This window comes from Roseovarius sp., from assembly GCF_965277045.1.
Classification (GTDB): Bacteria; Pseudomonadota; Alphaproteobacteria; order Rhodobacterales; family Rhodobacteraceae; genus Roseovarius.
The window spans coordinates 2,738,645-2,761,842 of record NZ_OZ255712.1 but is presented as its reverse complement, the minus strand read 5'-3'; the positions used below and the strand labels follow the sequence as shown (position 1 = coordinate 2,761,842).

Below are 23,198 nucleotides of genomic sequence, written 5' to 3'. Positions count from 1 at the left end.
GCGGTCTTGTAAGCGCATACTATCCTTGACGTGTGGCATTTTTCAACGCCACACTGAATGAATATTCAATAAGTGGATGGCCAAGTGTCGCGAGATCACGTCGGCCGAGACGTGCGAAACAAGCGTCGCCGCGCAAACCCGTTTCACGACCGGGCGGCGTCAAAAAAGAAAAACTGGACTGCAAAAGCAGCCGCAACATGGGAGAAGATCATGGACATCAAGGACCAATTGGGATCGATGCGCGAAGGCAAGATGAGCCGGCGCGCGTTCACGAAATCGCTGCTCGCGGCGGGGGTCGGGGTCACCGCCGTGCCGCTGGCCGGACGCAGGGCTGCAGCGGCCGCCGAAGACCAGGCGACCTATTTCACCTGGGGCGGATACGACATCCCCGAACTTTTTGTCCCATATCAGGAAAAGACGGGTGAACTGCCCAATTTCGCGATCTTCGGCGGCTCCGAAGAGGCGCTGACCAAGATGCGCGGCGGCTATGTCGTCGATGTTTCGCATCCGTGCAACTCGGGCCTGCCGCGCTGGGTCAAGTCCGGTCTTTTCCAGAAAATCGACACGACGCGCCTTTCCAACTGGGGCGACGTGATGCCACAATTGGTGGATTTGCCCGGAAACGAGGCCGAAGGCTCCAACGTTTGGCTCGCGCCCTTCGATTGGGGTCAGACCTCGATCACGTATCGCACCGACATGTTCGAGCTCGAAGGTGAAGAAAGCTGGGATATGCTGTGGGATAAGCGATACTCGGGTCGACTCGGGTCGCTGGCTTCTGGCGGGGACGCGTGGTGGTGTGGTGCCATAAAAGCCGGTGTGCCGCTGTCCGAGTTGGACACCGACGAGGCGTTTGAAAAGATCGCCGCCGTGATGCGCGAACAGCGACCGCTGATCCGCACCTACACCGATGACACCACGACGCTGGAACAGGCGCTTTCGTCGGGCGAGATGGTGGCGGCCATGACGTGGAATTCCTCTGCCACCCTGCTCAAAGCCGAAGGCGTGCCAGTGAAATTCGCCAAGCCCAAGGAAGGCGCGCTGACATGGGTTTGCGGGCTCATGATCCACAAGGACGCGCCCAACCTCGATCGCGCCTACGACGTGATCGATAGCTTGCTCAGCGTCGAATCCGGCAAGTTCATGATCAACGATTACGGTTACGGCCACTCGAACACCAAGTCGTTCGAGCAGTTCGACGAGAACACGCTGGCGGGACTCGGACTGAGTTCCAATCCGTCGGAGATATTGGAGGCCGGTCACTTCCAGATCCCGCAGTCTCAGGAATGGGAAACCCGGATGAACACGCTCTTCGAGGAAATCAAATCCGGTTTCTGAGCTACGGTTTCAGCGCCGGGCGGTCCGGCGCTGACACATCCATCCGATCGCGCAGCCCTGCGCCCAACCCGAAGGCCGGATCAATGCTCGAGGCGCCCCCGTCATGACGGATCAAACACTTCCCGGAAATCGAATGTCGCATGCGAACCGGCACTCGGCAAGCTGGTTCGGTCGCTGGCTCTATCGCTCCGAGGCCGCGCGCGGCTATTCGCTGTTGTCGCCGGCCCTGATTTTCTTGGGGATCGCGATACTCGTGCCCTTCGGCATCCTGGTCGTCATGAGTTTCTGGACCGCCGAGGGCTTCGGCTTCAACACCACGATCACATCCCACAATTACGAGCAATTTCTGGAGCGCCCGATCTATGGCGCCTTGTTGACTCGATCACTCTACATGTCCGGCATGGTGACGGTTTTCACCGTGCTGCTATGCTATCCGATGGCATACTACGTGGCCTTCCACGTGCATCGCCACAAGATGATGTGGATCGTCCTGATGACGCTCCCCTTCTGGACCAGCTACCTGCTGCGTGTCTTCGCGTGGAAAGTTGTCCTCGGCTATGAAGGCGTGATCAATTCGGCGCTGATGGCCACGGGACTGATCGAGAAACCGTTGGAGTTCCTGCTATACAGCCAGGAGGCGGTGATCATCACGCTTGCTCACGCATGGGCGGCATTCGCCATCCTGCCGCTCTATGTCTCGCTCGAAAAGATCGACAAGTCACTTCTGGAAGCTGCGACCGATCTGGGCGACGGGCCGGTCTGGCGGTTCCTGCGCATCACGCTGCCGCTGTCGCTGCCCGGCGTGATCTCGGCCAGCCTGTTGGTCTTCATCCCGACCACCGGTGACTACATCACCCCGGCCTTGCTGGGCGGGCCGGACGGCACGATGATCGGCAATCTGATCCAGAAACAGTTCGGCCCGATCAACAACTGGCCGATGGGCGCCGCGCTGTCGATCATCCTGATGCTGTGTATCGCGGGGATCAGCCTGCTGTTCATCCTGCTCACCATGTTCGTGAGGAAGCGCATATCATGAGTTCCGAAAGCTACATCCGCAAACCCAACCGGCCGCTACAGCTTTATGCCGTGATCTTCCTGATCGTTCTTTACGTCCCGGTGCTGTTTCTTCCGCTCTTCAGCTTCAACGACTCGCTTTACGTGCGCTTCCCGCTCGAAGGCTTCACGACGCGCTGGTACATCGAGCTGTTCCAACGGGACGCGGTCTGGAACGCCCTGTGGAATTCCATCCGCGTGGGCGTCGTGGTTGCCGTCCTTTCAACGACGATGGGAGTATTCGCGGCCAAGGCCATCACGCGTTACCGGATGCCCGGCAAGGGCCCGGTGGTGTCCTTCATCATGCTGCCGCTGGTCGTGCCGCTGATCATCTTCGGCGTGGCGCTTCTGGTGCTGATGAGCCAGCTGGGCATCCCGCTCTCGCTCTACACCGTCGGGATCGGTCACATGATCGTCTGCCTGCCGTTTTCCATCGCGGTGCTGATCCCGCGCTTCGAAGGCTTCGATGCCTCGATCGAGGAAGCCTCGGCAGACCTCGGAGAAAACGCATGGTGGACGTTTTGGCGGGTCACCCTGCCGATGGTCGGCCCTGGGGTTCTTGCCAGCCTGATGCTGACATTCACTGTGTCGTTCGACGAATTCATACTGGCGTTTTTCCTCAGCGGAACACAACCCACCTTGCCGATGTACATCTGGGGCCAACTGCGCTTTCCGCAGGAATTCCCCTCTATCCTCGCATTGTCGTCGATTATCATCGTCGTCAGCTTCATTGTCGTCTTCGTGGGCCAATGGATCAACAAGGGCGCGTTCTCGGCCGCTGCAAAGGGAGACGCGTCATGAGCGACGACGATGGCTTCATCTCGATCCGGAATGTCGACAAGTATTTCGGCAGTTTCCAGGCAATCAACGATATTTCAATGAATGTCGGACATGGCGAGTTCTTCTCACTGCTCGGCGCGTCGGGCTGTGGGAAAACCACGCTACTGCGGATGCTCGCGGGGTTCGAGAATCCCAGCTCGGGCGAGATATTCATCGATGGCCAGCCCATGTCTCAGGTGCCGCCGCATATGCGCCCCGTGAACATGGTGTTCCAAAGCTATGCCATTTTCCCGCATCTCAACGTGCGCGACAACATCGCCTACGGGTTGCGCAAGCACAAACTGGGCAGGGCCGAACGCGACAAGCGTGTCGACGAGATGCTGGAGCTGATCAAGCTGCCCGACTACGGCGACCGCAAGGCCAATGAACTGTCGGGCGGGCAACGGCAAAGGATCGCGCTCGCGCGTGCGCTTGTGTTGCAGCCCAAGGTACTGCTTCTGGACGAACCCTTGGGGGCGCTCGACAAGCAATTGCGCGAACAGATGCAGCTGGAGCTGCGGGCGTTGCAACGCACCGTCGGCATCACTTTCGTCTTCGTGACACACGACCAGGAAGAGGCATTGACCCTGTCGGATCGCGTCGCGGTCATGTCCGGTGGCGAGGTGCTGCAACTGGACACGCCCAGCGGGCTTTACGAACGGCCCAACAGTCGTGAAGTCGCGTCTTTTATCGGCACGATGAATTTCTTCGAAGGCAAGGTGACCGGCGCGAACGGCCAGACGGTCACAGTGGACACGTCCGGGTTGGGCGTGTTGGAACTGCCCAAGTCCCGGGACGGTCTGAATGCCGGAGACACCATTCATATCGCCATCCGCCCCGAAAAGCTCGACCTGGCCGACTCCGAGCCGAACAGCGGCACCAAGACCGTGCGCGGCGTTCTGCAAAACGCGGCCTACCTTGGGGAAAGAAGCCATTATTTCGTCATGCTCGAGGGCCATGACACCCCCATCGCCGTTTCGGCGCAGAACCGTTACGACGGCAAGCTCAAGGCCCGGGAAGGCGAGGCGGTATGGCTGGCATGGCAGGATGAAGCCGCCGTGATACTGCCCGCGGGCAGCTGATCTTTCAGGAGACAAGTTTTTGCAAACACCGGCAGCAACAGACAAGGCCGCGCGCCTCAATGAACGTACGGGCCGTACCGCATCCAAGGCCGTGCGCCGTCAGCAATTGATTGAGGCCACGATCGATTCCATCGCGAAATACGGCATTTCAGGAACAACGATGACCACGGTCACCGGCCTTGCCGGCCTGTCGGTCGGCATCGTGAATTTTCACTTTGAGAGCAAGGAAAAGCTTTTCGAGGAAACGCTGCGCTTTCTTGCCGAGGAACACCGCGAACTTTGGGTCAAGTCGATCGAAAAAGTGGGGCTGGCCTCCGATGAGAAACTCATGGCGATCGTCGACGCTGAATTTCATCCCCAGACCTGCAACCGAAAAAAGCTGACCGTCTGGACCGCCTTCTATGGCGAGGCAGGGTATCGCAAATCCTACCGCAACATCATGACCAGCATCGATACCGAGCGATGGGAGACCATTATCGGTCTGTGCCAAGACCTGATCGATGCGAGCGGTCAGACCGACCTGGAAGCCCAGCATATAGCCGACACTCTGGAAGGCTTGTTCGACGGATTCTGTCTGAACATCCTGGTCTATCCAGGAGAATTCACGCGGGAGAATGCCAAGCAGCGCACGGCGTCCTACCTCGCCATGGTATTTCCCGGTTATTTCAATCCGCCGGCGTCCTGTTCCTCGCAGGTCGACACATGACGAGAGATCCCCGCTATGACGTGCTGTTCGAGCCGGTCAAGATTGGCCCCGTCACAGCCAGGAACCGATTCTACCAGGTGCCGCATTGCAACGGTATGGGGCGCAGCTTTCCCTCGTCCATGGCCGAGATGCGCCGCGTGAAGGCCGAAGGGGGGTGGGCCGTGATCTGCACCGAGGAAATCGAGGTTCATCCGTCGGCGGACCATTCACCCTGGGCCGGTGGGCGCCTTTGGGATGACCGCGACATTCCCGTGCTGGCCAAGATGTGTGACGGGATTCACGAGTTCGGCAGCCTTGCCGGAGCCGAACTGAACCACGCGGGGCAGATGACAGCCAACCGCTACACCCGCGATGTGCCGCTGGCCCCCTCTCACCTGCCGGTCGCGTTGCACGACCCCGTGCAGGCCCGCGCGATGGACCTTCAAGATATTCGCGCCCTGCGCAAATGGCACCGTGACGGCGCCTTGCGGGCCAAGAAGGCCGGGTTCGACATCGTATATGTCTATGCCGGTCACCAGCTTTCCACGATCTCGCATTTCCTGTCGCCCTACCGCAATCGCCGCTCCGATGCCTATGGCGGATCGCTGGAAAACCGTGCCCGGCTGCTGCGCGAGATCCTAACCGATACCAAGGACGCGGTCGGGGACACCTGCGGCGTCGCCCTGCGCTTTGCCGTCGAAGAATTGATGGGCGACATGGGTTTTACCAGCGAAGGCGAAGGGCGCGACCTGATCGAGATGCTCGCCGAAGAACCGGACCTGTGGGACGTGAACCTCAGCACGTGGGAGAACGACAGCGCCACATCTCGGTTTAAGCCCGCTGGCTTTCAGGACGACTACGTCGCCTTCGTCAAGGAGGTGACCACCAAGCCCGTGGTCGGCGTAGGGCGCTACACCTCGCCGGACGCAATGGTTTCGCTGATCAACAAGGGACGGCTCGACATGATCGGAGCGGCACGGCCCTCGATCGCCGATCCGTTCCTGCCCAAGAAGATCGAGGAAGGCCGCATCGAGGATATCCGGGAGTGCATCGGCTGCAACATCTGCGTGTCGGGCGACAACAATTTCGTGCCCATCCGCTGCACGCAGAACCCGACGATGGGCGAAGAGTGGCGGCGCGGCTGGCATCCCGAACGGATCGCCGAAAAGACCGCAGATGAAAGCGTGCTGATCATCGGCGCCGGTCCTGCTGGGCTGGAAGCTGCGCGCGCGTTAGGCCAACGCGGCTACCGGGTGACGCTGGCCGACAAGGCAAGCGAGGCCGGCGGGCGCGTGGCCCAGGAGCGGCGTTTGCCCGGCCTCGCTGAATGGGGCCGTGTGGTGGATTACCGAACCTACCAGATCAGCCAGATGGCGAATGTCGATCTTTACCTCGAAAGCCCCATGACCCCTGACACGCTAGCGGAATTCGGCGCCGACCACATCGCCATGGCCACCGGCGCACGCTGGACGGCGGACGGGATCGGACGCCAGAACCCGCTCGGTATCGAGATTGCCGACGGGGCGAAAGTGTTGACCCCAGACGACATCTTGGAAGGGACTGTGCCCGATGGCCCCGTCGTGCTGTTTGATGACGATCATTTCTACATGGGCGGCGCCATCGCAGAAAAACTGCGCCGGGAGGGCTGCGACGTGACGCTGGTGACCCCGGACGGAGAGGTGTCGTCCTGGACGCACAACACGCTCGACCAGCACGCGATCCAGAAGCAGTTGCTGGAATTGGGCGTGCGGATCAGGACAGCACACAATGTGGCACGAATTGCGCCCAACGCTGTGGACGTCGCTTGTGTCTATACCGACACGATACAGACGCTCGACTGCGCCGCCGCCGTGCTCGTCACCATGCGCAAACCGGTCGATGACCTTTGGAAATCGGAATCAAAACGGACGCGCATCGGCGATTGTCTGGGTCCATCGACCATCGCCGCGGCGGTCTATAGCGGCCACCGCTATGCGCGGGAACTGGGCGAACCCGCGAAAGGCAACGTGCCCTTCCGCCGCGAACTCATCGACCTTGCCTCATCCTGACCGGAGCTGCCCCAGATGTCCCGAAATCCCCGTTACGATATCCTCTTCGAGCCGCTGAAGATCGGGCCGGTGACGGCGAAGAACCGGTTCTACCAGGTGCCACATTGCACCGGCATGGGATACCTGCGCCCCCGAATGCTGGCCGGCATGAGGGAAATGAAGGCTAAGGGCGGCTGGGGCGTGATCTGCACCGAGTACAATTCCATCCACCCGTCCTCGGATGACCTGACTCACGCCTCGGCTTCGCTCTGGGATGATAGCGATATCCGTGCCCATGCCCTGATGACCGAAAAGGTCCACGCCCACGGCGCGCTGGCCGGGGCGGAGTTGTGGTATGGCGGCGCGCGAACCGGCAACATGATGACGCGTGAAGTGGCGATGGACGTGACCAGCATGCCCAATTCGGTGGGCCATCCTTTTCAGGCCCGGGCGATGGACAAGACCGATATCCGCAACCTGCGGCGCTGGCATCGCAACGCGGCGCTTCGGGCGCGGGACGCGGGCTTCGATATTGTCTATGTGTACGCCACGCATACTTACCTTCTGTCGAACTTCCTCAGCCCTACGATCAACACACGGTCCGACGAATACGGCGGCAGCCTTGAAAATCGCGTGCGGTTGGTGCGCGAGTTGATAGAGGAAACCAAGGACGCGGTCGGCGACCGCTGCGGCGTCGCCGTGCGTTTCGCCGCCGACGAAGAGATCGGAACCGAGGGCGTGCCGATCCACGGCGAACGCCGTGACATGTTTTCCATGCTGGCCGACCTGCCTGACCTGTGGGACATCAACATCGCCGATTACGGCGTCGAGATGGGCGTGTCGCGTTTCACCAAGGAAGCTGCGCTTGAACCTTACATGGATTTCGTGAAAAGCCAAACAACCAAGCCCGTCGTGACGGTGGGCCGCTTCACCTCGCCCGACACGATGGTCAGCCAGATCCGGCGGGGCGTCACGGATCTGATCGGTGCCGCGCGGCCCTCCATCGCCGATCCCTTCCTGCCGAACAAGATCGAGGAAGGCCGCATCGAGGATATCCGCGAATGCATCGGCTGCAACATCTGCTACGCGGGCGACAGTCTCGGCGTGCCGATCCGCTGCACGCAGAACCCCACGATGGGCGAGGAATGGCGCAAGGGCTGGCACCCCGAGGAAATGAATGCAAAGCGCTCGGACTCCACCGTCCTGATCGTCGGCGCTGGGCCCGCCGGGCTGGAGGCCGCGCGCGCCCTCGGCAAGCGCGGCTACCAGGTGACTTTGGCCGAGGCAGGCACCGAGCTTGGCGGGCGCCTGCCGCGCGAAGCGGCCTTGCCGGGAATGAGCGAATATATCCGCGTCCGCGATTACCGCGCGCAGCAGTTCCACAAAATGCCCAATATCGAGGTCTTCCTCGGAAGCCACCTCACGGCAAAGGATGTGATAGAGTTCGGCGCCGATCATGTTGCGGTGGCCACCGGCGCGAGGTGGCGCAAGGACCGCTTCGACGGCGGGAGATACGTGAGTATTGTGCCTCCCGGCAGCAACCCGCAGATCCTGACACCGGATGACATCATGGACGGCACGCTGCCCGCGGGCCCGACGCTCGTCTATGACGAGGATGGCTATTACATGGGGGGCGTCATCGCGGAAAAGATCAAGGCTGCCGGGATCGACGTCACCCTCTGCACTCCGTCCGAAATGGTCAGCGCCTGGGCCGGCAAGACCTCGGAACGCTGGCGCATCCGAACGCACCTGATGACCCTTGGCGTGCGTCTGAAACTGGCGCAGGCCTTGACCGCGTTCGACGGCAGGGTCGCGACGCTTGAGTGTCCGTTTACCGGGGTTGAGACACAGATGGCCATCGCCTGCGTCATTATGGTCACGCAGCGTGCGCCGAACGACGCGCTTTACCACGACATCCTGGCCCAAGCGGGCGGTGACCGAATGGCCCTACCCTTTACCCTGACCCGGATCGGGGATTGCGAGGCGCCCGCCGTCGTCGCTGGTGCCACCTATTCCGGTCACCGCTATGCGCGCAACCTGGAAGAAGACGTGGATATCGACCAGCCAATGAAACACGACCGCGTCGATGTCGGAACGAACGCGACGACCAAGGCGCAATCGGACGTCTCGGAGAAATACCTTGAAACTTTGCTGCTATACTACGAGGAAGAAATCGAGGGTGAAGCCTATTTCGCGTCCATCGCCGACCGACTGCCCGCCCCCGCGCAAAAGCAGGTCTTCATGCTTCTCTCCGAGGTCGAGACATACACCGCAACCGCCATGCGCGCGCTCATAGACAAGTACGGTCTGAGACCACGTCCGACAGAGGACCTGCATGCCACCGGCCGCGCACAGGCCGCGGAAGTACCGAACGACTGGCAAACACTGATCGCCGAGATGCAGGAAATCTTCCCTGGCTACATCAACGACTTCGAACAGCTCGAGGCGATGGCCCCACCCGAGGACTTGCCCGGCCTGCGGATCGCCACGGCGCACGAGGTCGCCGCCGTCGACTTCCTGAACCGCGAAGTCGCCAACGATCCCGACAGCACGGCACCGCTCAGGCACTTCTTGAAGACAGGCACGGCCTGAGATGACACGGGCGCGGATGATGGTTGCAATCATTGCAGCGGGACTCGCCGGTGCCCTGATGTATTTTGGCAGTGGTGGTTTCGACGATACCCCCGCCACCGCCGTCTCGGCCAATGGCTGCGACAGCTGCAGCGCACGCAAGAAAGATTTGACACGCCTGCGGGATGCCCTTGGCACCGCCGCCAATGAGGGGCAATAAGGCCATGGCAGGCGGCCTGAACAAATTGTTCTCACCATTGGATATCCGAGGCCTGACGCTTAGAAACCGGATCTTTTCGACCGGGCACATGGCGGTCATGCTGGACGACGGAAAGATATCCGACACCATGGTTGCCTACCACGTCGCCAAGGCCAAGGGCGGCGCTGCGCTCACCATCCTCGAGGCCGCGCGGGTGCACCCGACAGGCGAGTCCGGCAGACCCGCGATCCGCGCCTATGATCCGGCCTGCATCCCGGGATATGCCAAGCTCGCCCGCGCCTGCCAATCGCAGGGCTGCAAGGTCTTTGCCCAGCTAAGCCATCCGGGCCGCGAAATGGGGCTGGCCTCGGATGGCACGCACCCGGTGGCCTTTGCCCCTTCCGCCGTGCCCAACGAACGCTTCCACGTCATGCCCCGCGCACTGAGCGTGGCGCTGATCGAAGAGATCGTCGCTGGCTTTCAGACCTCCGCCGCCAACATGCGCACGGCAGGCCTCGACGGGATCGAGATCGTGGCCTCGCACGGTTATCTTCTGGGGCAGTTCCTGAATCCCCGCGTGAACCTGCGGACGGATGCCTATGGCGGTTCTTTCAATAGCCGCCTGCGCATCATTCATGAGGTTATCGCCGCCATCCGCCGCGGCGCCGGGGACGACATGATCCTCGGCATCCGCCTGTCGGGCGAGGAGAAGGATCACGACGGTATCGAGGCGGATGAAATGCTTGAGGTGGCGCAGGCCATCGCGCGGAATGACGGTCTCGATTACCTCAATGTCACCGCCGGCACCTCCGCGGGGCTCGCCGGGTCCACCCATATCGTGCCGTCCATGCGCCTCAAAGCGGGCTACACCACGCCGCTCTCGGCGTCGATCCGGTCTGTCGTCGACAAGCCCGTCTTCGTCGCCGGGCGCATCAACCAGCCGCAGATCGCGGAACAGGCCCTCGTAAACGGCGCGGCGGACATGTGCGGCATGACCCGCGCACTCATTTCCGACCCCGACATGCCGCGCACGGCCAAGGCGGGCCGCCTGGACGACATCCGCGCCTGCGTCGCCTGCAACCAGGCCTGCATCGGGCACATGCTGAACGCCGTTTCGATCTCGTGCATCCAGCACCCCGAAACAGGGCGCGAACTGACCTATGGCCCGCGCACCCCCGCCGATCCGCCGCGCAAGCTGATGGTGGTGGGCGGCGGCCCGGCGGGCATGAAAGCCGCCGCCGTCGCGGCAGAGCGCGGGCACCAGGTGACACTTTACGAGGCAAGCGACCGGCTGGGCGGTCAGGTGAACCTCGCGCAGCTGTTGCCGGGCCGGGCCGAATTCGGCGGCGTGACCACCAACCTCACCCGCGAGGTCGAGCGCGCCGGTGTCACTCTGCGCCTTAACACTCCTGTCACGCGCGCGCTGATCGACGCAGAGGCCCCCGACGCGATCGTCCTGGCCACTGGCGGCACGCACCGGACCCCCGAGATCGAAGGCGCGGACGAGGCGCATATCGTCTCGGCCTGGGATGTGCTGCAAGGCCGCGCCAATGTCGGCGCCCGCGCGGTGATCGCCGACTGGCGCTGCGACTGGGTCGGCCTTGGCATCGCCGAAAGGCTGGCGCGCGACGGCTGCCACGTGCGGCTTGCCGTCAACGGGATGGTCGCCGGCCAGACGATCCAGCAATACGCCCGCGACACCTGGCTGGGAGATCTGCACCGGCTGGGGGTTCAGATCATCCCGCACATGCGGCTCTTCGGCGCCGATACGCAGGACGCCTATTTCCAACACACCCTCAGCGGCGAGCCGGTGATCCTGAACGACGTGGACACCGTCGTCACGGCGCTCGGAACGCAGTCGGTTACGGAGCTTGAAATGGAGCTCTGCGACTGGGGCGGCGACTGTCACATCATCGGTGACGCCCTCGCGCCGCGCACCGTCGAGGAAGCCATTTTTGAAGGGCTCAAGGTGGCGAGCGTGGTATGAGGCGGCTTGTGCCCATATCGACGCCCACGCCCGCCCCGGCACGACCACGCATCTTCGGATGTATCGACGACTGACCAACACGGTCTTCCTCTGCTGGGAAGACACCACCCCCGGAAAGGACACGCCATGACCAAGACCGCCACGATCCTGCGCTTTCAGCCCAACGGCCCGGACGGGTTGGAGGAATGGGAACAGATGGACTATGCCAGCCTCGTTTCGGGACAGCCGGTGCAGCACGGGCATCTCTACCATGAGATCGAGAGCAGCGGATACATGGCCGGCGTATGGGATTGTACGGCTTTCACAGACCAGATGATGCCCTACACGGTTGACGAATACATGCTGTTCCTCGACGGTGAGCTGACGATGGTGCTGCCCGACGGAACCGAGATCGAGATCAGGAAAGGCGACGCCTTCATTATCCCCAAGGGCTTTGAGTGCCAGTGGAAGCAGCCTGGTTTCGTCCAAAAGATATTCATGATTCTCGACGGACCCGTGCCGAAGGCCGACAACACTTCCCTACAGCGGATCACCGTACCCGACCTGTCCGCGCCCGATGCTGCGCCGGATGTCGTATCGACGCGCACCGACTTCGTGAACGCCGCCGGGACGATGCGGGTCGATGTGCAGAATTTCGGTGCGCTGTCCCAGCCCGCCCTGCGGCTCGACGCCTACAAGATCATCACGGTTCTGGACGGCACCCTGTCTCTGCACGATGGGGCGGAAACCCACAGCTTCGCCAAGGGCGAAACGGCATACGTGCATCAGGGCGATACCGTGGGCTGCACCACCGAACCGGGCACACGACTCATTGTCGCAAGTTATGCTGACCCTGGCTGAGCTTAGTTTGCGGAGAAGTAGCTTTTGAGGTCCTTAATGGCATGCTCGTTGGGGACGAATATCTCGTTGATTTGATTTTGCACTACCCGCGATTTCCACGGCCGGCGTGTTGAACCCTTTCCACAAAAAGACCTAATTTGGGTTGCATCAAACACAGCTTGCATCAGGATTCCGGGAACGAACGTCGTAAACAAGCTCGCCACGTTCGAATGCTACTGTGGTGATGAATGCCCGCCCTTCGGAATCTATCCCTGAACGCCAAGCGAAGGTCGAGGTCGGCTCTGGGCCGTGTACGGACGTTGCACTTGACCCCGCCCAGTGCATGAAATACTCCTCTGAACTGTTGAGCGGGCGTTGTGTAATGGTAAGACCTCAGCCTTCCAAGCTGATGATACGGGTTCGATTCCCGTCGCCCGCTCCAGCTTCTTCCTTCCAGTTTCATGGGCGATGAAAGACCGCAACGCCCTTGACCCCGGCGTCCCGCGCGGCCATGAGGAAGTCCGGGAAAAATCACGTTTGGGGATACATGGTACGCAAGGCCGAAAACGGCGCAGACATGATAGAGCGGGCGAAGTCGAAGCGCATGGGCGCCTTGTCGGAGCTCTGGCCGTTCCTGCGTCCGTACCGGCGGCTTTTGACGCTTGCGATACTCGCGCTGGTGATGACGGCCTGTGTTTCGCTGGTGCTGCCCTTGGCGGTCCGGCGCGTGGTCGACAATTTCGGAGCCGAAGACGGCGCGATCCTGGACCAGTATTTCCTTGCGGCTGTCGGTATCGCCGGGCTCTTGGCGATCGGTACGGGCCTGAGATACGCGTTGGTGACGCGACTGGGCGAACGGGTCGTGGCAGACATGCGCAAGGCGGTGTTCGACAAGGTGATCGGGCTGAGCCCGGCCTTCTATGAACGCACGATGACGGGTGAAATCCTGAGCCGCGTGACGACCGATACGACGCTCATACTGTCGGTCATCGGGTCGTCCATCTCCATCGCGTTGCGTAACCTGTTGATCTTCGTCGGCGGGCTGGTCCTGATGCTGTTCACCTCGGCCAAGCTGACCGGCATGGTGCTGCTTCTGGTGCCGCTGATCATCGTGCCTATCCTGACCCTGGGGCGGAAACTGCGCAAGCTGAGCCGCGAAAACCAGGACTGGATCGCCGCCAGTTCCGGCAATGCGTCGGAGGCGCTCTTGAACGTGCAGACGGTTCAGGCCTTTACCCATGAACCGGCCAGTCGCGCCGCGTTTTCGGACGTCACGGAGCGCAGTTTCGACGTGGCCCGGCGGCGGATCTGGGTGCGCGCCCTGATGACGGTTATCGTTATTTTCCTTGTATTTACCGGGATCGTTTGCGTGCTGTGGATCGGTGCCCGGGATGTGCGGGCAGACCAGATGACCGGCGGCACGCTGGTGCAGTTCGTGATCTATTCGGTCATGGTGGCCGGATCGGTGGCAGCCCTGTCGGAGATCTGGGGAGAACTTCAACGCGCCGCCGGCGCGACGGAACGCCTGGTCGAATTGCTTCAGGCCGAGGACGAGGTCCAGGACCCGGCGCACCCCGAGGTCTTGCCGCGCCCCGTCAAAGGCCGCATTGCCTTCGAGAATGTCAGCTTCACCTATCCGACGCGCCCCGATGCGCCGGCGCTGCACGCGTTGAATCTCGTGATAGAGCCCGGGGAAACGGTCGCGTTGGTCGGCCCTTCCGGGGCGGGTAAAACCACGATCATCCAGATGATTCAGCGTTTCTATGATCCGCAAACCGGACGGGTGACGCTGGACGGCGTGGCGCTGGATCAATTGGCGCGACCCGACTTTCGGTCCGAGTTGTCGTTGGTGCCGCAGGAGCCGGTCATCTTCGCCGCGTCGGCGCGTGACAATATCCGCTTTGGCCGGATTGATGCGGCGGATTCCGAAGTCGAGGCCGCGGCACGGGCGGCGGCGGCGCATGAGTTCATCATGGCGCTGCCGGACGGGTATGACACGTACTTGGGCGAGCGCGGCGTGATGCTGTCGGGTGGCCAGAAACAGCGGGTGGCCATCGCCCGCGCGATCCTGCGTGATGCGCCCGTGCTGCTGCTGGACGAGGCGACCTCGGCCCTGGATGCCGAGAGCGAACGGGCCGTGCAGCAGGCAGTCGACGGGCTGGCACGGGACCGCACCACGGTGATCGTGGCACACCGGCTGGCCACGGTGAAGAAGGCCGACCGGATCATCGTGATGGAGCAGGGCCGTATCGTGGCGGAAGGCACCCATGAAAGCCTGGTGGCCGAAGGAGGGCTTTATGCCCGGCTGGCGCGGTTGCAGTTTACCGACGGGGCGGCGGCCTAGGGCGGAACCAAAAGCTTTGAGAAAGCTTTTGGCAAATCCTTTCTCAAAGGATTTGCGGCGGTGCGTTGGTTTCGGATGGCGCCTTGTATAGTCTTTCCAAAACACCAGCGGGTGCCGTTAATGCGCGAGGATTCAGCATATCTTTTGCAGCCGTCCGTCGCGACGATGCGAGTTGTCCTGTTGGGGGCAAGCGGCACGATCGGGCGGGCGGTCTTGGAGGTGCTGCTGGCCGATGGGCATGACGTGATTTGCCCGTTGCGCCGCGCCGATCCGGCCGTGCCTGTGCGGGCGCAGTGTGTCATCGGAGACATGTCGGCGCCCGGCCAACTGGAGAAGGCGATGCGCGGGGCCGACGCCGTGGTCAGCTGCCTGGCGTCGCGAACGGGCGCGCCCGGGGATGCCTGGGCTGTCGACCACGGGCTGAACGCGGCAGCCTTGCGGGCGGCGGAGGCGCAGGGTGTCGGGCGTTTCGTCCTGCTGTCGGCGATCTGCGTGCAGAAGCCGGTGCTGGCGTTCCAGAAGGCCAAGCTGGCTTTCGAGGCGGAGTTGCAGGCCTCGACCCTGTGCCACGTGATCGTGCGGCCCACGGCGTTTTTCAAATCGCTGTCCGGGCAGGCGGACAGGATGCGGGCGGGCAAGCCCTATCTTGCCTTCGGCGACGGCAGGCTGACGGCCTGCAAGCCGATCAGCGACGGCGACCTTGCACGGTTCATCGTGAACACGCTGACCAATCCGGCCTGCGACAACCGCATCCTGCCGGTGGGCGGGCCCGGTCCGGCGCTGACCCCCGAGGAGCAGGGCCGGTTACTGGCCGATTCGCTGGGCGTGCCGTTCCGGATGAAGCGGGTGCCGGTTGGTTTGCTTGACGCCATCATTGCCACATTGAGTGTTACCGGGAGGTTAAACAGGCGTGCCCGCGCCAAGGCGGAATTGGCGCGGATCGGGCGGTACTACGCGACCGAGTCGATGCTGGTCTGGGACGAGGCCCGGCAATGCTATGATGCGGATGCCACGCCGGAATTCGGGCAGGACCGGCTTGAAGCGTTCTATGCAAGGCTAGCGGCGGGTGAAGTCACACTGGAGCGGGGCGACCATGCGGTGTTCTGAACTGGTCAAGCGAACCGGGATCGGGTAGGGGAGACCGTTATGAAAAAAGGCTTTGCATCATGACCCAACGCGCCGGTTTCATCGCCCTGATCGGGGAGCCCAATGCGGGCAAGTCCACGCTGCTCAACCGCATGGTGGGCGCGAAGGTCAGCATCGTGACGCACAAGGTGCAGACCACGCGGGCGCGCATTCGCGGGGTGGCCATCGAAGGCGACGCGCAGCTTGTGTTTGTCGATACGCCGGGACTGTTCGCGCCGCGTCGCCGGCTGGACCGGGCGATGGTGGCGGCGGCCTGGAGCGGGGCGGCGGATGCGGACGTGATCGTGCTGCTGATCGAAGCGCATCGGGGGGTGACCGAAGGGGTCGAGAAGATCCTGGACGGTCTGGACGCCTTGCCCAAGGGGCGGCGGGTGGCGCTGGCGATCAACAAGATCGACCGGGTGCCATCCGAGGTGCTGCTGGGGCTGACCAAGGACCTGAACGAACGGTATGAATTCGTTGAGACTTTCATGATTTCCGCCGAGAAGGGGCATGGTGTCGAGGACCTGCGCACATGGCTTGCGGGCGAGGTGCCCGAGGGGCCGTGGCTCTATCCCGAGGACCAGATCGCGGACCTGCCGATGCGGATGATCGCGGCCGAGATGACGCGGGAAAAGCTGACCCTGCGGCTGCACCAGGAATTGCCTTATCAGCTGACTGTCGAGACCGAGAACTGGGAGGAGCGCGAGGACGGATCGGCACGGATCGACCAGGTGATCTATGTCATGCGGGACGGTCACAAGGGAATCGTGCTGGGCAAAAAAGGTGAGACGATCAAGGCGGTTAGCCAGGCAGCGCGCACCGAGCTGGAGGAGTTCCTGGGGCGGCGGGTGCACCTGTTCACGCAAGTGAAAGTGCGGCCCAACTGGCTGGAGGAAGCCGAGCGGTATTCCGAGATGGGCCTTGATTTCAAGGACGGGAACGGGTGAGCCGACTGACGGCCGAGTTCTGGGTGCAGGCCTATCTGGCGCGGCTGAGGGTGATGGAAATCCCGGCCTTCGTCGTGGCGCATGGCGATGACACCGGCGGCGCGGTGCTGGTGAAGCTGAACACGCTGGACGGGCAAGCGGCTGTTTTTCAACGCTCTTTCGACCTGATGAGTGGCGCGCGGACGTGGGTGACCTTGGCCGAGGGAGACGAGCGCGACGTCGATCAGGCGGTGGCGAGACAGCGGTCTTTCGACCCCGATCTCTGGGTGATCGAGGTGGAGGACCGGCAGGGGCGGCACCTGCTGGACGAGCCTGGCTTGCGGGATTGAAGGCAGGTGGGTTGGCACCCACCCTACGGCGCCGGACAAAGGTTAACGGGCTGGGATTCAGTGAAAACGGTACGTCGGTATCGCGTCGGTATTCCAGTGGTATTGCGACGGTGCGGATTCGTGGGGTCCGGCGGGTTAACGGGGCGTGCGCGGTACAGGGGCGGTTAATGCCTTGGGCGTTGGACCGGGGGCGCGGGAGGTCCCGGATCAGGTCCGGGACGGCGATGTGATAGCGCGCCGGCGTGCTATGCCTCTTCCTGCCGGGCGATCCACCATGTCGTGCCGCTGGCGTCGCGGACGCCGCCGCGCAGGTCGCCGTCGCCTTGGGACTGCATCGGCTGGACGATTTCGGCCCCCGCGGCCACGGCGCGGTCGAAGGCGGCTTCGGCGTCGGCGAGGTAGAGGTGCAGGTGGGCGTCCGGGCCGTCCGGCATTTCGCCCATCATCACCACGCTGTCGCCGATCCGGCATTCGGCGTGCATGATGCCGCCGCCGCCCTCGCGTTCGATCACGCGCAGGCGGTCGGCGTTGAAGGCGGCGGCGCAGAAGTCGAGTACCGCCGCTGCGTCCGGTACGATCAGGTAGGCGGAGACGTCGGGGTAGCCTTGGGGTTTGTGCATGGGTCCTACTCCACGGTGATGACCTTGCGGGCGAGCACTTCCTGACCCGCGACGTCGAGGAAACGCAGTTCGTAGACGCCGGGTTCGGATGGCAGGTCGATCTGCACGCCGGTGGCGCCGTCGGTGATCTTGACCGCCTGAAGCCAGGTGAAGATCGCCTGGTTGCCGCGTGCCAGCGTGATGCGCTGGTCGGCGCTGCTGCTGTCCACCTGCCAGGAGACGTCGATGGTGCTGCCGGGGGCCGCGCTGTCGGGCGCGGTGAGGGCGCCGCCGGTGTTGAGGTCGGCGTCGGCGGCCAGGACCTCGACCGTGTGGCGGGCCAGCACGCGGGTGCCTTCGCGCAGGACGTAGCGGAGCTCGTAGAGGCCGGTTTCCGCCGGGGCCTTGAGCGTGGCGGTGGTGCCGTCACGCACGGTCAGGTAGGTGCCGAACTTGTCATCCGCCGCGCCCATCGGGACGAGGTTGATGTAGTCGTTGGTGGAGACCGTTCCGGTCCATTCGGCCGTGATGTCGTCGCCCGCGCGGATCTGGTCGGGACCGGTGACCGAGACCTCGGGCGGGGTCAGCTCGATCATGGCGGTGGCCAGCACCTTGGGGCCTTCGCGCATGAGGTAGCGCAGCTCGTACATACCGGGATCGGCGGGCATGGTGAGCGCCACTTCTGACGCGTCGCGCACGACCTGGTAGTTGCCGAACTCGTTTTCGGGCGCCCCGGCGGGGACGACGACGACATAATCCTGCGTGTTGACGGTGCCGGTCCACTCGACGGTGACGGAGGACCCGGTCGCAGCGCTTTCGGGGCCGGAGATGGTGACCTGGGGTTCGGTGACTTCGATCATCGCGGTGGCCATGACCTTGGGGCCTTCGCGCAAAAGGTAGCGCAGTTCGTACATCCCGGTGTCGGAGGGCGCGGTGAGCGTGGTTTCCGCGTTGTCGCGGACGACCTGGTAGTTGCCGAACTCGTTTTCGGCAGCGCCCACGGGGACGATGGTGACATAGTCCTGGGCGTTCACGGTTCCGGTCCAGGAAACGGTGAATTGCGCGCCCGTGCTGACGGTTGCGGGGCCGGAGACGGTGACCTGCGGTTCGGTGACCTCGATCATTACGGTGGCCATGACCTTGGGTCCTTCGCGCAGGAGGTAGCGCAACTCGTACATGCCGGGATCGGATGGGGCGATCAGGCGCGTCTCGGTGTCGTCGCGGACGGGCTGGTAGCTGCCGTAGGTGTTGGGCTCGGCCCCGACGGGCACGATGGTGACGTAATCCTTGGGGTTGACCGTGCGGGTCCAGGAGACGGTGAACTGTGCGCCGGTGGCGACGGTTTCGGGGCCGGACACGGTGACCTCGGGGTTGGCGACCTCGATGGGGGCGCTGGCCAGCACGCGCGGGCCTTCGCGCAGGACGTAGCGCAGCTCGTAAATGCCGGGCTCGGAGGGCATGGTGAGCGTCACGGTGTCATCGTCGCGTGTGGGCTGGTAGCTGCCATAGGTGCTGGCATCGGCGCCCGTGGGGGCGATGGTGATGTAGTCCTTGGAGTTGACCGTGCCGGACCAGCTGACGGGGACCTGTGCGCCGGTGACGGCGGTGGCGGGGCCGTTAATCGTGACCTCGGGGGTCAGCAGTTCGATGGGGGCGCTGGCCAGCGTCTTGCTGCCTTCGCGCTGGATGTAGCGGATCTCGAACATTCCGGGGTCGGCAGTGGCCAGAAGGCGGCCGGAGCTGTCGTCGCGGACGGGGAAATAGTTGGTGTAGTTGCCTTCCTCGGCGCCAATGGGAACGATGGTGATGTAGTCCTTGGCGTTGACCGTGCCCGTCCAGCTGACCGGGATTTCGGCGCCGGTGAGGGCGGTTTCGGGGGTCTGGAGCGTGACCTGCGGGTCGGCCACCTCGAGCGGGCGGCTTGCGACGGTGCGGCTGTCGACGTTGAGGATGTAGCGGATCTCGTACATGCCGGGGTCGGCGGGAGCTGTGAGGTCGAAGCTTTCGTTCTTGTTGATGGCGCGGTAGTTGGCGAGCGTGCCGGCGTCGGCCCCGGCGGGCACGATGGCGATATAGTCGCGGGGGTTGATGGTGGGCGACCAGCTGACGGTCACGGGCGCGCCGGTCTGGACGGTGTCGGCGGCTTGCAGGGTGACCTGGGCTGGCGTGATCTCGATGGGGTCGGTGCCCAGCACGGTCTTGGTCTCGGTGCTGTAGTAGCGGGCCTCGTAGGCGCCGGGCTCGCCGGGCATGGCGAGGGTGACGTCGGTGTCCTTGCCGATGCGGGTGTATTGGCCCAGCTCGGTTTCGGGGGACCCGGCGGGGGCGACGGCGATGTAGTCGGCCTCGGACTGGGTCGGGTCCCAGGTGATCGTGGTGGGGCTGCCGGCGACGGCCGTATCCGGTGCGTCGACGGTGACTTGCGGCGTTTGCGGTTCGGGTTCGGGTTCCGGTGCCGCGACGGCGGTGGCGACGGCGGAGAGTGCTGCGCCAAGCTCGTCGGCGTTGGAAGCCTGGATGTACTGCCCGCCGGTTTCCTCGGCGATGCAGGCGAGCGACGCGGTGTCCTCGTCCGCGCCGAGGCCGAAGCCCACGACGTGGGCGGTAAAGCCGACGCCGCCTTTTTCCAGCGCGCGGGCCAGCTCGCACGGGTCGCGCTCGCAGCTTTCCAGACCGTCGGAGATGAGGACCACGGTGGCGGGGCGGTCGGTATAGGAGAGTTGCGTGGCGGCCTGTTCTACGGCGTCGGTCAGGGGGGTCTTGCCGGTGGGGGTGATGGACTTGATCCGGTCCAGGATTTCGGAGCGTTGCGCCGCGCCGGGTTCGACGATGACCTCGATATCGGTGCAGTCGCCGCGGCTGCGGTGGCCATAGGCCATGAGGCCGACGCTGCGGTCGTCGGCCCAGTCGCCCAGGAGGTTGCCGATGACATTGCGCGCGATCTCGATCTTGGCGGTGCCGTCGATCTGGCCCCACATGGAGTTGGAGCCGTCGAAGACCACCATGACGTTGTCATTCGCGAACGCCGCCGGGGCGGCCAGGAGTGTGGTGGTCAGCGCCAGGGCGCGGGTGGTGGAAAATGTCATCGGGTCCCCCTAAGCGAAAAATCTATACGGGGGGCAGATAAGCATATCCCGCGCCCCCGGTCATGTCCGGATTTCCAGACCGTGTGTCGGGGCGGGCCTTGGCAGGGTTCAGTATTTGATGTCCTATGTCTGTTCGGAGAGGCGGAGCAGTGTCATGGAGTGGCGCGACCAGGGTATTGTATTGGCGAGCCGCCCGCATGGCGAAGCGGCGGCGATCCTTGAGGTGTTCACGCCCCTGAAGGGGCGACACGCGGGCGTGGTACGCGGCGGGGCGTCGCGCAAGATGGCGCCGGTGTTGCAGCCCGGAGGGCAGGTGGACGTGACGTGGAAGGCGCGGCTGGAGGATCACCTGGGCGCGTTCACGGTGGAGCCTGTGCGCTCGCGTGCGGCGGCCTCGCTGGGGGACCGCGTGGCGCTGGCGGGGCTGAACGCGGTGACGTCCCTGCTGCTGTTCTGCCTGCCCGAGCGGGAGGCGCATGGCCGGTTATACGGACAGACCGAGGCGCTTTTGGACCTGCTGGGGCAGGGGGATGTGTGGCCGCTGGCTTATTTGAAGTGGGAGATGGCGCTGCTGGACGAGATGGGGTTCGGGTTGGACCTGAGCGAATGCGCGGTTAAGGGTCGGGCGGCGAACGACCTGAGTTTCATCTCGCCGCGCACCGGGCGGGCGGTGTCGCGGGCCGGGGCCGGTGAGTGGGCGGACAAGCTGTTGCCGCTGCCCGCGCCGCTGCTGGGCGAGGGGGTGTGCAGCGATGGCGAGATCCTGGAGGGGCTGGGGGTGACGGGGTATTTCCTGATGCACCACCTGGCGCCGGAGATGGGGCACAAGCCGCTGCCCGAGGCGCGGGCGCGGCTGATCCGGCGGCTGGAGCAGGTGGCAGAGGGGTGAGGGGGTCCGGTTTCTTGGACTGTGGTTGGCCTTATGCCGCGCGGAATCAAGGCCGTAGGCCGCCGCGCGATCGCCAGACCGCCCGGACGGGCTGGCGATTGGCTGACGTTGGCGCCTCGATCAAAGGTTTTGCGGATTTGGCGACCATAAAGTGTGCCGAACGGCTGTCGGTCACCAGCCCGCGGTCTGGCGATCGCGCGGCTTGAAACTCTGCGCCGCTCTCAGGCAGCGTCTGCCCTGGTCATGTCCTGCAAGATCTCGGCGGCGATGCGGAAAGAATTGACCCGCGCGGCGTGGTCGTGGATCTGGCCGGTGAGGATGATCTCGTCGGGTTGGTAGCGGTCCTTGAGAACGCCAAGCTGGGCGCGCACCGTGGCGGGGGAGCCGGTGGCGGAGAAGCTCAGGGCGTGGTTGACGTTGTCGGTCATCTGCGGGCCGATCGCCGCCTCGATATCCTCGACCGGCGCGGGCAGCTTGCCGGGCTGGCCCGTGCGCAGGCGGGCGAAGGCCTGTTGCATGGAGGTGCGCAGGAAGGCGCCCTCGGCGTCGGTGTCGGCGGCGAAGACGTTGGCGGCCAGCATGAAATATGGTCGGTCCAATTGCGCAGAGGGCTGGAAGCGGGTGCGGTAGATCTCCAGCGCCTGGTCCAGCGCGTCGGGCGCGAAATGCGAGGCGAAGGCGTAAGGCAGGCCCAGATGCGCGGCCAGTTGCGCGCCGTAGAGGCTGGAGCCGAGGATCCAGACCGGGACGTGGGTGCCCTGGCCGGGATGGGCGGAGACGGGGGCGGCGGGATCGGCATCGGCGAAATAGCCCATGAGTTCGACCACGTCGTCGGGGAAGCGGTCGGACTCGAGCCCGCGGCGCAGGGCGCGGGCCACGGCCATGTCGCCGCCTGGCGCGCGGCCGAGGCCAAGGTCGATGCGGCCGGGATGGATGGTGGCGAGCGTGCCGAACTGCTCGGCGATGGCGAGCGGCGCATGGTTGGGCAGCATGACGCCGCCCGCGCCGATACGCATGGTTGTCGTCGCCTCGGCGATGTGGCCGATCAGCACCGAGGTGGCGGCGCTGGCGATGCCGGGCATGTTGTGATGCTCGGCCAGCCAGTAGCGGTGATAGCCCATCCGCTCGGCCGCGATGGCGAGGTCGCGGCTGTTGGCGATGGCGGTCGCGGTGTCGTGGCCTTCGGGCACGGGGGCGAGATCGAGGGCGGAATAGCGCATGGCGGGGCCTTTCATCTGTTGGATGTCATCTGGGGGCTGAGGGGCCCGAGAACAACCGTGCGGCGGGCCGGTGGCATTG

Annotated in this window: 18 protein-coding genes and 1 tRNA gene; 16 read left to right on the top strand and 3 right to left on the bottom strand. The window is 63.9% G+C overall.

Features of this window, described 5'->3' with window-relative positions:
• Nucleotides 1-210: 210 nt before the first annotated feature.
• From ACQY4V_RS13820 to ACQY4V_RS13750, 15 genes are all read left to right on the top strand, one after another.
• Nucleotides 211-1,335 carry an ABC transporter substrate-binding protein gene (locus ACQY4V_RS13820; RefSeq protein ID WP_428512579.1) on the top strand — a complete coding sequence of 375 codons (1,125 nt, stop codon included), beginning with the start codon at nt 211-213 and terminating at the stop codon, nt 1,333-1,335.
• 133 nt (nt 1,336-1,468) lie between these two features.
• Nucleotides 1,469-2,371 (top strand): ABC transporter permease, encoded by a 903-nt coding sequence (locus tag ACQY4V_RS13815; protein ID WP_428512577.1) that lies wholly within the window; start codon nt 1,469-1,471, stop codon nt 2,369-2,371.
• On the top strand, nt 2,368-3,189 hold the full coding sequence (locus ACQY4V_RS13810) for an ABC transporter permease (RefSeq protein ID WP_428512575.1): 822 nt from the start codon (nt 2,368-2,370) through the stop codon (nt 3,187-3,189). The genes ACQY4V_RS13815 and ACQY4V_RS13810 overlap by 4 nt, the downstream gene beginning before the upstream one ends.
• Nucleotides 3,186-4,289, top strand: a complete 1,104-nt coding sequence (locus ACQY4V_RS13805; protein ID WP_428512573.1) for an ABC transporter ATP-binding protein — start codon at nt 3,186-3,188, stop codon at nt 4,287-4,289. The genes ACQY4V_RS13810 and ACQY4V_RS13805 overlap by 4 nt, the downstream gene beginning before the upstream one ends.
• 19 nt (nt 4,290-4,308) lie before the next feature.
• Complete coding sequence (locus tag ACQY4V_RS13800; RefSeq protein ID WP_428512571.1) at nt 4,309-4,995, top strand: TetR family transcriptional regulator C-terminal domain-containing protein; 687 nt, start codon at nt 4,309-4,311, stop codon at nt 4,993-4,995.
• Nucleotides 4,992-7,022 (top strand): FAD-dependent oxidoreductase, encoded by a 2,031-nt coding sequence (locus ACQY4V_RS13795; RefSeq protein WP_428512569.1) that lies wholly within the window; start codon nt 4,992-4,994, stop codon nt 7,020-7,022. Before ACQY4V_RS13800 ends, ACQY4V_RS13795 begins: the two co-directional genes overlap by 4 nt.
• 15 nt (nt 7,023-7,037) lie before the next feature.
• The gene (locus tag ACQY4V_RS13790) at nt 7,038-9,593 is read left to right on the top strand and encodes an FAD-dependent oxidoreductase (protein WP_428512567.1); all 2,556 of its coding nucleotides are present in this window, start codon (nt 7,038-7,040) and stop codon (nt 9,591-9,593) included.
• A 19-nt stretch (nt 9,594-9,612) separates the two neighbouring features.
• Nucleotides 9,613-9,792, top strand: coding sequence for a hypothetical protein (locus ACQY4V_RS13785; protein ID WP_428512565.1), 180 nt, complete (start codon nt 9,613-9,615; stop codon nt 9,790-9,792).
• Nucleotides 9,793-9,829: 37 nt separating this feature from the next.
• The gene (locus ACQY4V_RS13780) at nt 9,830-11,758 is read left to right on the top strand and encodes an FAD-dependent oxidoreductase (protein ID WP_428512563.1); all 1,929 of its coding nucleotides are present in this window, start codon (nt 9,830-9,832) and stop codon (nt 11,756-11,758) included.
• 126 nt (nt 11,759-11,884) lie between these two features.
• Nucleotides 11,885-12,598, top strand: coding sequence for a cupin domain-containing protein (locus tag ACQY4V_RS13775; protein ID WP_428512561.1), 714 nt, complete (start codon nt 11,885-11,887; stop codon nt 12,596-12,598).
• A 347-nt stretch (nt 12,599-12,945) separates the two neighbouring features.
• Nucleotides 12,946-13,019: transfer RNA gene (locus ACQY4V_RS13770), tRNA-Gly, on the top strand.
• 105 nt (nt 13,020-13,124) lie between these two features.
• Nucleotides 13,125-14,921, top strand: a complete 1,797-nt coding sequence (locus tag ACQY4V_RS13765) for an ABC transporter transmembrane domain-containing protein (protein ID WP_428512559.1) — start codon at nt 13,125-13,127, stop codon at nt 14,919-14,921.
• A 120-nt stretch (nt 14,922-15,041) separates the two neighbouring features.
• Nucleotides 15,042-16,028: an NAD(P)H-binding protein gene (locus ACQY4V_RS13760; RefSeq protein ID WP_428512557.1), complete on the top strand. Its 987-nt coding sequence runs from the start codon at nt 15,042-15,044 to the stop codon at nt 16,026-16,028.
• A 59-nt stretch (nt 16,029-16,087) separates the two neighbouring features.
• Nucleotides 16,088-16,996 carry a GTPase Era gene (gene era, locus ACQY4V_RS13755; RefSeq protein ID WP_428512555.1) on the top strand — a complete coding sequence of 303 codons (909 nt, stop codon included), beginning with the start codon at nt 16,088-16,090 and terminating at the stop codon, nt 16,994-16,996.
• Nucleotides 16,993-17,325, top strand: a complete 333-nt coding sequence (locus ACQY4V_RS13750; protein ID WP_428512553.1) for a DUF1491 family protein — start codon at nt 16,993-16,995, stop codon at nt 17,323-17,325. The genes era and ACQY4V_RS13750 overlap by 4 nt, the downstream gene beginning before the upstream one ends.
• Before the next feature lie 245 nt (nt 17,326-17,570).
• On the opposite strand, the gene ACQY4V_RS13745 is transcribed toward ACQY4V_RS13750, so the two are convergent.
• Both ACQY4V_RS13745 and ACQY4V_RS13740 read right to left on the bottom strand, forming a co-directional pair.
• Nucleotides 17,571-17,945: a VOC family protein gene (locus tag ACQY4V_RS13745; RefSeq protein ID WP_428512551.1), complete on the bottom strand. Its 375-nt coding sequence runs from the start codon at nt 17,943-17,945 to the stop codon at nt 17,571-17,573.
• A gap of 5 nt (nt 17,946-17,950) precedes the next feature.
• Nucleotides 17,951-21,010: a VWA domain-containing protein gene (locus ACQY4V_RS13740; RefSeq protein WP_428512549.1), complete on the bottom strand. Its 3,060-nt coding sequence runs from the start codon at nt 21,008-21,010 to the stop codon at nt 17,951-17,953.
• 154 nt (nt 21,011-21,164) lie between these two features.
• On the opposite strand from ACQY4V_RS13740, the gene recO reads away from it, so the two are divergent.
• Nucleotides 21,165-21,899 carry a DNA repair protein RecO gene (gene recO, locus ACQY4V_RS13735; protein ID WP_428512547.1) on the top strand — a complete coding sequence of 245 codons (735 nt, stop codon included), beginning with the start codon at nt 21,165-21,167 and terminating at the stop codon, nt 21,897-21,899.
• A 221-nt stretch (nt 21,900-22,120) separates the two neighbouring features.
• Here recO and ACQY4V_RS13730 read toward each other — a convergent pair whose 3' ends face one another.
• A complete protein-coding gene (locus tag ACQY4V_RS13730) occupies nt 22,121-23,119 on the bottom strand; it encodes an LLM class flavin-dependent oxidoreductase (RefSeq protein WP_428512545.1) in 999 nt (332 codons plus the stop codon).
• Nucleotides 23,120-23,198: the final 79 nt, after the last annotated feature.